This is a genomic window from Bacillus sp. mrc49, assembly GCF_002803435.1.
The window spans coordinates 16,946-28,139 of the sequence record NZ_PHNG01000653.1; the positions used below are offsets into that span (position 1 = coordinate 16,946).

Consider the following 11,194-nt stretch of genomic DNA (forward strand, 5'->3'; position numbering starts at 1 on the left):
TTCCGTCCTTTCGGTGAATGAATTAAGCAAGCTCGAGCTTGTGTAATTGCTGCTGTGCAAATTCACGATATAATGCATGCGTTTCATATAGCTCTTTATGTGTTCCGCTGCCTGTAATTTTCCCCTTTTCGAGGAAGATGATTTGGTCGGAACCAATAACGGTCGATAAGCGGTGGGCAATGACGATCGTTGTCCTGCCTTTCATCAAATCATTCAATGCCTGCTGAACGACATGTTCCGATTTACTGTCCAGGCTGGAGGTGGCTTCATCCAGCATCAAGATTTTGGGGTTTCTTAAAAAGGCCCGGGCGATGGCGATCCGTTGCCTTTGGCCTCCTGAGAGTTTCATCCCTCTTTCGCCAACTTCCGTATCATAGCCATTTGGAAGATCGGAAATGAACTGATCTGCATACGCCATTTTAGCGACTTGATTTAACTCTTCATCCGTTACATCGCGATCGATTCCATAGCAAATATTATCACGAATCGTACCGGATACAATCGGACTTTCCTGTGAAACGTAGCCGATCTGGCTTCTCCATGAGTAAAGCGTGAGATCGTTTATCGATGTCCCGCCTATGGATATCGAGCCCTGCTGTGGTTTATAAAATCGCTCAAACAATGAGAAAAGGGTCGTTTTCCCGCTGCCGCTAGGCCCGACAATCGCGGTGACCTTGCCTGCTTCAACCGTGAAGTTGATATCTTTTAGCACTTGTTCACCATCATGATAACGATAATCCAGGTGATCTACCGTGATGGTTTGACTGGAATTTTGAACTTCCATCTTTGCATCTTCTTCCTCTTCAGAATCCAAGATGGCAATGATGCGTTCCGTGGCACCGGTAGCTTTTTGGAATTGCGTAAAGAAAGCTGCCAATTGCGCCATGGGCATGATGATTTGGAAAAGATACATGATGAATGCAACTAGTGCACCTGCTGACAGGGCCCCTGAAGAAACACGCATCCCGCCATACCCTAAAATGAGTACGAGTAGGGCCATCATGACGAGACTCATCAGCGGACCGATCAGCGCTTGGATTTTTGCTTCCTTTAAACCAAATTGGAATAATTGGCTGATTCCCTTTTTTCCATTTTCATATTCGAAGGTTTCTGCATTCGATGCTTTAACAAGCCGGATTTCCGTAAGCACCTGCTGGAGGACTGCGGTGAAGCTTGCTGTTTCATCCTGCATCCCTTTCGATATCCGGTGCATTTTTTTTCCGAGTGGCAGTAATATTAAAACGGAGAGCGGGATGGCTATGAACATCAACAGTGACATTTTCCAATCAAGCAAAAATAACACGATCATGGCGCCTACGATGGAAATGATTCCGGTGACGAAATTGGATAGGTGTTCCGAAATCAAGCCTTTCACTACCGTTGTATCATTTGTCATCCGACTGACCGTTTCGCCCGATGGATGTTCATCGAAGTAATCCACGGGTAATACGAGCAATTTTTTCCATAGTTGATCGCGGATGCCGGCGACAACAGATTGACCGATCTTATTCAATAAATAGATGGAAAATCCGCTGGCCAATGCTTGAACGATAATGGCAAGCACGAGAAGTGTGACCCGTTCCGCATTTAGTGAACTGAGGGAGAAATCATTGATAAGATTTTTTGTGAATAATGGGACCAATAAACTTACGCCAGTTGTGCTTAAGCTTAATAGTAATGCAATCCCGATCATTATTTTAGAAGGCTTCGTTTGTTGGACCAATCGGATGAACTGGCTCCAGCCTTTTTGTTTTTTTTCCTGTTTCATTTATTAACATCCTTTCTTGAGCTTCATTATAAACGGTAGTATACAAAGAAGTTATGAATTGAATATGAACTATTTTTAATAACTTGCTTGTTATGGGTAAAGGAACCACCTTGCTACCTTTAATGTGGACAGGCAGGCGCCGATGCAAACATGAGCTTGATACTGAAAAAAGGTAATTGTAATATTTGGAACATTTTGTTATATTTAAGTAGAAAATTAAATAATGAAATTAATAGGTGCAGATGAATTTTCCTGTTTATCTGCTTAAAAGGGAAGTCGGTTAGATTCCGACGCTGTCCCGCAACTGTATTTGGGAGCGATTCGAAAAATATCCACTGTTTCTGCACTGGAAATGGGAAGGGTTCGAAGAGCGAAGATCATAAGCCAGGAGACCTGCCTAATTAATGTGCATCAAGTGCCTACGAGGATAGGGGGTGTTAATTGCGGACTTTTTGGCATGAAAAATTATGATCATTTCTCATGTTTATTTGAGTACTCTTCGTAAATTAACAGCTTCCTCTGGAAGTTGTTTTTTTTATGTCAGTTTAATGGGAAAATCGTTGAATTACAAGAGATTCCGACAAATTATGATAACGCTTTCAAAAAAGTGACTTATTCAGAGGAGGAATGAAAGATGAAGGAACAAGGAACTTATTCCCCTGGGCTTGATGGGATTGTAGCGGCTGAAACAAAGCTATCTTTCCTGGATACAGTTCAGAGTGAGATTGTTATACGAGGATATGATCTTATCGATTTATCTGAAAAGATGGGATACTTGGAGATTGTCCATTTGTTGCTTCACGATAGGCTCCCGAATGCGGCGGAAAGGGGGCGGCTTGAACAGGCTTTGAAAAATGAATATGAAATCCCGGAAGCTATCCTGGAATTGTTAAAGCTATTGCCGGGGAAAACACATCCGATGGATGCTCTCAGAACAGGCATTTCAGCATTGGCTGGATATGATGCAAACATTGATGATCGTTCCTCCTCGGTGAATCGTGAGCGCGCTTACAAATTATTAGGGAGTGTCCCTGCCATCGTCGCAAACAGTTATCGAATCCTGAATAAGCAAGAGGTTGTTCTAGCGAATAAGGATCTATCTTATAGTTCCAATTTTTACTACATGATCACGGGCAAGGTGCCATCGGCAATGGAAGAAAAAATCTTTGACCAATCATTATTATTGTATAGCGAACACGAAATGCCTAATTCCACTTTCACGGCAAGAGTAATCGCCTCGACGCTTTCCGATTTATATGGGGCTTTGACGGGAGCTGTAGCTTCCCTAAAGGGCAACCTGCATGGAGGAGCCAATGAAGCGGTCATGTACATGCTTTTGGAGGCGGGTACCGTCGCGAAATTCGAGCGGCTGCTTGATGGGAAATTGGCAAATAAAGAAAAAATCATGGGGTTTGGCCATCGCGTCTATATGAAGAAAATGGATCCAAGGGCATTGATCATGAAGCAAGCATTAAAGCAGCTTTGTGATGCCAAAGGGGATGACCGGCTTTATAAAATGTGTGAAGCGGGGGAAGTGATCATGGAAAGGGAAAAAGGCCTTTATCCGAATCTCGATTACTATGCAGCGCCGGTTTACTATATGCTGGGCCTTCCCATTGCCATATATACACCGATTTTCTTCAGTGCGAGAACAGTGGGTTTATGTGCTCACGTGATTGAGCAGCACGCAAACAACCGTCTCTTCCGACCTCGTGTGAGTTATATAGGCGAGCGTCATAACCGCAATGTCATTTCCAACTAAGGAAATGTAGATTACTAGCCCGCCAGATGGACGTTCTGACCAACGTCCATCATTATAATAAACAAATTTGCCACGAAAGGGAAGATGAGAATGCTAAAAACGAATGGTATCAATCAAACGGATGTGTTATTGGAAGACATTGCGGATTATGTAATGAAAAAAGAGATCATTAGCGATGAAGCGTATGAAACGGCTCGTTACGTTCTTCTTGATACAATCGGCTGCGGGATTTTAGCGCTTCACTATCCTGAATGCGCCAAATTATTAGGACCCGTCGTTCCCGGCACGGTCGTTCCAAATGGGACCCGCGTTCCAGGGACTTCATATGTACTGGATCCAGTGAAGGGTGCATTCAATATTGGTTGCATGATTCGCTGGCTGGATTATAACGATACATGGCTGGCCGCGGAATGGGGACATCCTTCCGATAACTTGGGAGGGATCTTGGCGGTGGCTGATTACGTAAGCCGTGTGAATATGGCGGAGGGGAAAAAAGCATTATCTGTTAGAGACGTCCTGGAAATGATGATTAAAGCACATGAGATTCAAGGCGTGCTGGCGCTGGAAAATAGCCTGAACCGGGTTGGCCTAGACCATGTCCTATTTGTAAAGGTGGCTACGGCGGCGGTAGTCACAAAAGCTTTGGGCGGAACGAGGGAAGAAATCATCAATGCATTATCCAATGCGTGGATCGATAATTCAAGCTTGCGTACGTATCGCCACACTCCAAATACCGGATCGCGAAAATCTTGGGCAGCTGGCGATGCCACGAGCAGGGCCGTACAGTTGGCCATGATGGCCCTCAAAGGAGAAATGGGATATCCAACAGCCCTTTCGGCGCCAGGCTGGGGGTTCCAGGATGTATTATTCAATAAGAAGGAATTGAAGCTTTCACGCAAGCTCGATTCCTATGTGATGGAAAATGTCTTATTCAAAGTATCATATCCGGCGGAGTTCCACGCGCAAACGGCAGCGGAGTGTGCAGTGAAACTTCATCCGGAAGTGAAGGATCGCCTTGAAGAGATAGATAAAATCAAAATCACCACACATGAATCTGCCATTCGCATCATCGATAAGGAAGGGCCATTGAACAATCCGGCCGATCGCGATCATTGCATCCAATATATTACGGCAGTCGGTTTGATTCACGGCGATGTGACAGCTGACCACTATGAGGATGAGGCGGCGGCCGACGAGAGAATCGATCGCTTGAGGAATAAAATGCTGATCGTCGAAAATGAGCAATACACAATGGATTATCTGGATCCGAGCAAGCGCTCGATCGCCAATGCCATCCAAATTTACTATAAGGACGGATCGGTATCGGAGTTCGTCGAATGCGAATATCCGCTTGGGCACCGGTTTAGAAGAGAAGAAGCTTTTCCGAAAATAACCAATAAATTCATTGATAACATTAGTACGCACTATTCGCACAAACAGCAAATCCGAATTCAGGAAGCGTGCTTGGAGCCCGATGCTCTTTCGAACTTGAAGGTAAACGAATTTATGGACTTATTCATCATTTAAGGGGGACTGAGAGATGACATGGATCGTAAATCAACAGTCGGGACAAGCGGAATTAGCAGCTCGTTTTCGGAAGTTCATGGAAGCACCGGGCATCTTACAAATCCCAGGCACCCATGATGCGATGGCTGGACTTATAGCGAAGAAAATAGGCTTTACTGCCCTTTACCTTTCGGGTGCAGCATACACGGCAAGCAGGGGCCTGCCCGATTTGGGGATTGTCACATCCTCTGAAGTGGCGGAGCGGGCCAGGGATATTATCCGGGCGACGGACTTACCGGTGCTTGTAGACATTGATACAGGCTTTGGCGGTGTCCTGAATGTGGCGCGTACGGCTAGGGAAATGCAGGAAGCGGGCATTGCCGCTGTACAACTGGAAGACCAAGACCTTCCAAAGAAATGCGGCCATTTAAACGGTAAGAAGCTTATAGCGATAAATGAGATGACACAAAAAATAAAAATGATAAAACAAACCGCCCCTTCGCTGGTCATTGTGGCACGTACGGATGCAAGGGCTGTGGAGGGGGTGGAGGCAGCAATGGAAAGAGCCGCTGCCTATATCGAAGCAGGAGCTGATGCGATATTCCCTGAAGCGCTGCAATCGGAAGCGGAGTTCCGTCAATTTGCCAAGCGCGTTACTGTGCCGCTACTTGCGAATATGACGGAATTCGGTAAAACGCCTTATTATAAGGCTAAGGAATTTGAAGAAATGGGCTATCAAATGGTGATTTATCCGGTCACTTCCCTTAGGGTTGCCGCAAAGGCATATGAGAGAGTCTTTGAACAAATCATGCAGCATGGAACACAGGCAGGCGCCTTACAGGACATGCAAACACGAAGTGAACTATATGAAACGATCTCCTATCATGATTTTGAAGGCTTGGATCAAGAAATTGCAAAAACCGTATTGACCAAGGAGCAATAATATCATGTTAAAATATAGAAAGTTGGCCCGGGGTTAGAGCTCCGGGCTTTCCGCTGTGCAAAAAACCAAGGGATCAGGTCCGGTTCTTATTGACTGGTTCCAAAGATCGGTCCAGGAAGGGAGAGAGGTGCAATAATGTCGAATTTTAGATGATTTTACTATTTCAAAACAATAAATAGGCATAAAAGGCTAATTCGGACTTTAAAAATGGTTCTTTTAGCCGATTAAATATGGGGATATAAAAAACAGTATAAGTTAGGTGGAAAACATGATTATTTTGAATGAGTCCATTGTGTCACCGATTCTTCTAAAGGTGTTAGTCGAACAGCAAATTCCAGTATTGGAACAAGGGCAATGGGGAGACACGATAACATCTGAAAAGTTAAATGTTCAAAACGATACAGAATTTTTCAAGTCCATGGGGATGGAACAAAGGATTCTTACAAACTCTGAAAATGGCATCACGGTATTAGGCCATTTCCAACCAGATAGCAATGAATACATATGGTCCAAATTATTGAAGGATAAGAGTGAGGTACGTAAGTTAACGAAGTCATTATATCCGGATTTCCATTTCCAAGATATTGATTTATCCATGATAGATGATCTGGATAAAGAACAAATACCGTTTCCAGTCGTCATCAAGCCAAATATCGGCTATTCAAGTGTTGGCGTACACAAAGTCAAGAATGGGCAGGACTGGGATATAGCCGTGGCCCAGCTTAAAGAGGACCTGCTTCTCTCGGATGGGTTGTATGATTCCGAAGTGGTCGGTTCTCAGACCATCTTGATAGAAGAGTGGATACAGGGGGAGGAATTCGCCATTGATGGTTATTACGATCAAGATGGTGAGCCGGTTATTCTGAATGTCTTCAAACGATTATTCAAGGACGATTATGATACCTCCGATCGCATTTATTATACTTCGAAGGCAGCCATCAACGAAATCTATGATGATGCACGAAGGTTCATGAAGAATATTCAAACGGTCCTACCGCTTAGGAACTACGCTGTTCACTTTGAAATTCGCAAAAAAGGGGACAGGGTAATACCGATTGAAATCAACCCACTTCGTTTTGCCGGTGCGGGTACAACCGATTTAGGCTACCATGCATATGGGATGAACATGTATCAACACTATTTCTTAGGTACGAAACCAGATTGGAATTCGATTTTGGAAGAAATGGATGATGCGGTTTACAGCTTTTTCTTTGCAGAGGTTCCGCTGGAAATAAACCTGGAGGAAGTGGCGAATATCGATCATGAAGGGCTGCAACATGAATTCGAACAGATTTTGGAATATAGGCAGCTTCCTTTTCAAAATGACCGGAGCATGTCGATCATATTTTATAGAAGCGAGGATTTGAACAAGAACCGTCAATTGCTTCACTTGGACTTACTTCCATACTTGACGATAAAACAACTGGCTTTAACCTAAGGGGGTCATGAGAATGAGATTTTCAAAGCTGAATCCTAAAAATTCACTAATGGCAAAACTATTCTTATTTTATATCATTCCATTCGTGCTTTTTGCAGGAGCCATGGGACTTTGCTTTTCCTATATAACGAATAAAATGATCAATGAGAATGTCCTTCCGCAATTCGATGAGCGTCTTTCTGAAAATGCCCGTAGTCTCGCAGCAAGCCTCAATCCGACTTTAATCAGCAAATCTGCGGAACGGGGAGAAGATATCAGGCAAAAATTAGATGCCTTCGTTGATGACAAAAAGGGTATAGAATATGTTTATGTGCTGAAGCGGGAGAACGATGCAGATACGATCGTAGCCTTGAATGGAAGCGATGATTACATGGTGCAATCGCCCTTCACGCCGGAGCAGGCTAAATCGATAAATGGACAAGAAGACGTATTGAGTGAAATATATAAAGATAAATGGGGGACGCACAAATCATACTTTACGCCAATCAGTGGCACGGACGCCATTGTAGGAATTGATATGGATGCGAAGTTCATTGATGAATTGAAAAGCAGAATGATATTCTATAATATTTTATTTCTTGCGAGTGCCATTATATTAGGCGTACTGTGTGCGATTGTCATCGGAAGGAAGATCTCGGGTCCCGTCAATGAACTAGTTGGCTACACGAGTGAAATGGCGGCAGGGGATTTAAGTAAATCGATTCCGGTTGGCAGGCAAGATGAGATTGGAGATCTGTCCAATGGCTTTGAGGATATGAGATTAAGTTTATCCCATATCATCGATAATGTACGTGAACACGCGCATACGATGAATCGAACCACCGTTTCCATCCATCAATCCTTTGAGGAGATGGTGGAGTCCTATAGCCAGATCGTCACGGGGACAACGGAAGAAGCGAAGGCTTCAGAAGAACGTGCCCACCATATTGACCGGATTTCCAATATGATCAGTGACTTAACGGAGACCATCCGCTTAATGAATGAGCAAACGAATAAGATGAATGAATTTACGATGCATGCGAACACACTTGCTGAGCAAGGAAGTGAACAAGTGCAGGATGTAACGAGCCAGATGGGTAAAATCATGGAAAACGGCCAAGCGAATAAAGCCAATTTGGTGAGCCTTGAAGAGGATGTAGTGAAGATAAATGAAGTGATCGGTTTAATCAGGGTCATTGCTTCCCAAACGAACCTGCTTTCCTTGAATGCTTCCATTGAAGCGGCACGGGCGGGGGATGCCGGCAGAGGCTTTGCGGTAGTCGCCCAGGAAGTGCAAAAATTGGCTGTGCAAACGGATGAATCGATTGATATCATTTCCGAATCAATTACGCGGATCAATGAACAAACGGCGAAGGTCATCCAAAATAACGATGAAAGCTTTGAGGATATAGTCAAGGGTGTTTCCTTAGTGGAAAACAACGGCGAGATTTTCAATAAGATTTTCGATTCCGTAGAGAAATTGCTGAAGGGCACGGAACACTTGGCCACCCACTCGAAAAAAATCAATGAGTCATCTGATGAAAGTTTAGCATCGATCCAGGAGATTGCAGCGATTTCGGAAGAGGGAGTCGCAACCACTGAACAAATCTCAGCGGCAGCCATTCAACAAAGTACGATCATGAATGGACTGAAGGAACAAAATGAAGAGTTGGCAAACAAATCGGCCATCTTGGAAGAAATGGTTGAAAAATTCACCACCGAAAAATAAACGGTCCATGGCAGGCTATCTATGATGGCTGAACGGACTGCAGACAAACTCCGCTCGAATTTGTCTGCAGTTTTTTTCTGATAGCTGAACTTTTCATTCAACCTGGCCTGAACATGAAGATGGCATTCCATTGCAGGTGCTTAGCTTTCCAAGATAAGGCACCATTCCGCTACTGTAGGGAGAGTTTTGGACGTAAACTAAATGTGTTTGCACTTTTTTTACTGATGTGTTTGGGTTTAGCTTGTCAATGAATTCAAAGAGTATTAAAAATTGCTTGAATAAAGTTTGGGCAAACCATTTGCAATCGCTGCCATTTAATGTTATGCTTAGTCTTAATTATTTTTGTTCGGTACTAAGGATACTAAAAGTACTACTTTTCGTTTTCGATGATGACTTAGAGCAAGGATAGTAATAACAATGTGCATATGCACTAGGAGGCAACAACAATGGAACAAGGTAAAGTGAAATGGTTTAACGCAGAAAAAGGTTTTGGATTCATCGAACGCGAAAACGGAGACGACGTATTCGTACATTTCTCAGCTATCCAAAGCGAAGGTTTCAAATCTTTAGACGAAGGTCAAGAAGTTACTTTTGAAGTAGAACAAGGTCAACGTGGACCACAAGCTTCTAACGTTCAAAAAGCATAATTTCAAAACAAATAAAGGCAGATCCCGTTGCGGGGTCTGCCTTTTTTGTTTTTGTGGGAAAATCCGATGACAAAAAAACCCCGTCCAGCATTGAACGGGGAAAGCGGTACAAGTAAAGTAAATCGCTTAAAAAGGTTTGACTAAGTATATCATAGTTCTCCAAGAAAATAGTAAATTAAATATAATGTACGTTTCGAGGAAGGAATAGGGAAATAATAAGTTCCCTCTGACCTTTATTTAAAGCATGAAGGAAAGCCCGAAAAAAATAGGATCCTTCCTTTTCGTGCGGGTAACAACGATGGAAATGAAACAAAAACCGATAGGGTACATATAAAGACATATAGGCCGCTTTCACGATGAGGGGGAAGTAATCATTCAAATATAGGTTTGAATATTCAACAAATTATGGTATATTTTAATCAAATGAAGATTTGAATGAAGGGTGTGGGAAGATGATGGAACAAAAAGATGTATGTGATGTCCATCTGCATGATCAAGTAAAGGTCAATCGCATTCAGAAAGAAATGAACCAGGTCGATATTTCCAGCATATCAAAGCTGTTTAAGGTGATAGGTGATGATAATAGGGCCAAAATAGCCTATGCACTCTGTGAAGACGAGGAATTATGTGTGTGCGATCTGGCCCATATCATCGGTGCCTCGATGGCGACAACGTCTCATCATCTTCGTACCCTCTATAAGAATGCCATCGTTAAATATCGAAAAGAAGGAAAGTTAGCTTTTTATTCATTGGATGATCACCATATCAAGCAATTGATCCTCATTGCATCAGAACACCAGCGGGAGGTGAGGTCCGATGGCTGAACCGGCTTCAAAAACGTACCGCATCCAAGGTCTATCCTGCACGAATTGTGCGGCTAAGTTTGAGAATAATGTTCGTGGCCTGGAAGGAGTAAGGGACGCTAAAATCAATTTTGGCGCTTCAAAGATTTCCGTACAGGGAAGTGCGACGATTGAAGAGATAGAAAAGGCAGGAGCCTTCGATAACCTGAGAATCCGGGGAGAGCAGGAACAGGTGTCCCTTAAGGAGCCATTTTGGAAACAAAAAGAAAATATTAAGGTGGCATTCTCGGCCATCCTGTTGCTGATCAGCTGGATATTGCAAAACCAATTTGGGGAAGGAAGCATCTTTCCGGTAATTGGGTATGCGGCGGCCATCATAATTGGGGGGTATTCATTATTTCTCAATGGCTTGAAGAATCTCTTCAAACTTCGCTTCGATATGCACACCTTGATGACAGTTGCCATCATCGGTGCGGCGGTGCTCGGTGAATGGGGCGAAGGGGCGACTGTCGTCATCTTATTTGCCATCAGTGAAGCATTGGAGAAATATTCGATGGATAAAGCCCGGAATTCCATTGAATCCTTGATGAATATCGCACCTAAAGAAGCCTTGATCCTT

Annotated in this window: 9 protein-coding genes and 1 riboswitch; of the genes, 8 read left to right on the plus strand and 1 reads right to left on the minus strand. The window is 43.5% G+C overall.

Features of this window, described 5'->3' with window-relative positions:
* Positions 1-22 precede the first annotated feature (22 nt).
* Positions 23-1,768 carry an ABC transporter ATP-binding protein gene (locus tag CVN76_RS08700; protein ID WP_100530934.1) on the minus strand — a complete coding sequence of 582 codons (1,746 nt, stop codon included), beginning with the start codon at positions 1,766-1,768 and terminating at the stop codon, positions 23-25.
* Positions 1,769-1,985: 217 nt separating this feature from the next.
* Positions 1,986-2,183: riboswitch (cobalamin riboswitch) on the plus strand.
* 219 nt (positions 2,184-2,402) lie between these two features.
* On the opposite strand from CVN76_RS08700, the gene mmgD reads away from it, so the two are divergent.
* From mmgD to CVN76_RS08740, 8 genes are all read left to right on the plus strand, one after another.
* Complete coding sequence (mmgD, locus tag CVN76_RS08705; protein WP_100530935.1) at positions 2,403-3,530, plus strand: citrate synthase; 1,128 nt, start codon at positions 2,403-2,405, stop codon at positions 3,528-3,530.
* Between the two features lie 90 nt (positions 3,531-3,620).
* Complete coding sequence (gene prpD, locus CVN76_RS08710; protein WP_100530936.1) at positions 3,621-5,057, plus strand: 2-methylcitrate dehydratase; 1,437 nt, start codon at positions 3,621-3,623, stop codon at positions 5,055-5,057.
* A 13-nt stretch (positions 5,058-5,070) separates the two neighbouring features.
* Positions 5,071-5,979 carry a methylisocitrate lyase gene (gene prpB / locus CVN76_RS08715; RefSeq protein ID WP_100530937.1) on the plus strand — a complete coding sequence of 303 codons (909 nt, stop codon included), beginning with the start codon at positions 5,071-5,073 and terminating at the stop codon, positions 5,977-5,979.
* 268 nt (positions 5,980-6,247) lie between these two features.
* Positions 6,248-7,417: an ATP-grasp domain-containing protein gene (locus CVN76_RS08720; protein WP_100530938.1), complete on the plus strand. Its 1,170-nt coding sequence runs from the start codon at positions 6,248-6,250 to the stop codon at positions 7,415-7,417.
* Between the two features lie 13 nt (positions 7,418-7,430).
* A complete protein-coding gene (locus CVN76_RS08725) occupies positions 7,431-9,125 on the plus strand; it encodes a methyl-accepting chemotaxis protein (RefSeq protein WP_100530939.1) in 1,695 nt (564 codons plus the stop codon).
* Between the two features lie 446 nt (positions 9,126-9,571).
* The gene (locus CVN76_RS08730) at positions 9,572-9,772 is read left to right on the plus strand and encodes a cold-shock protein (RefSeq protein ID WP_034304915.1); all 201 of its coding nucleotides are present in this window, start codon (positions 9,572-9,574) and stop codon (positions 9,770-9,772) included.
* Positions 9,773-10,227: 455 nt separating this feature from the next.
* Positions 10,228-10,596, plus strand: coding sequence for an ArsR/SmtB family transcription factor (locus CVN76_RS08735; protein ID WP_100530115.1), 369 nt, complete (start codon positions 10,228-10,230; stop codon positions 10,594-10,596).
* A partial coding sequence (locus tag CVN76_RS08740; RefSeq protein ID WP_198512524.1) for a cation transporter occupies positions 10,589-11,194 on the plus strand: 606 nt, incomplete at its 3' end. The genes CVN76_RS08735 and CVN76_RS08740, both read left to right, overlap by 8 nt.

What these genes read in the sequence shown, in the direction of transcription:
- CVN76_RS08700 (WP_100530934.1), bottom strand. Translation starts at nt 1,768, where the DNA reads ATGAAACAGGAAAAAAAACAAAAAGGCTGGAGCCAGTTCATCCGATTG.
- mmgD (WP_100530935.1), top strand. Translation starts at nt 2,403, where the DNA reads ATGAAGGAACAAGGAACTTATTCCCCTGGGCTTGATGGGATTGTAGCG.
- prpD (WP_100530936.1), top strand. Translation starts at nt 3,621, where the DNA reads ATGCTAAAAACGAATGGTATCAATCAAACGGATGTGTTATTGGAAGAC.
- prpB (WP_100530937.1), top strand. Translation starts at nt 5,071, where the DNA reads ATGACATGGATCGTAAATCAACAGTCGGGACAAGCGGAATTAGCAGCT.
- CVN76_RS08720 (WP_100530938.1), top strand. Translation starts at nt 6,248, where the DNA reads ATGATTATTTTGAATGAGTCCATTGTGTCACCGATTCTTCTAAAGGTG.
- CVN76_RS08725 (WP_100530939.1), top strand. Translation starts at nt 7,431, where the DNA reads ATGAGATTTTCAAAGCTGAATCCTAAAAATTCACTAATGGCAAAACTA.
- CVN76_RS08730 (WP_034304915.1), top strand. Translation starts at nt 9,572, where the DNA reads ATGGAACAAGGTAAAGTGAAATGGTTTAACGCAGAAAAAGGTTTTGGA.
- CVN76_RS08735 (WP_100530115.1), top strand. Translation starts at nt 10,228, where the DNA reads ATGGAACAAAAAGATGTATGTGATGTCCATCTGCATGATCAAGTAAAG.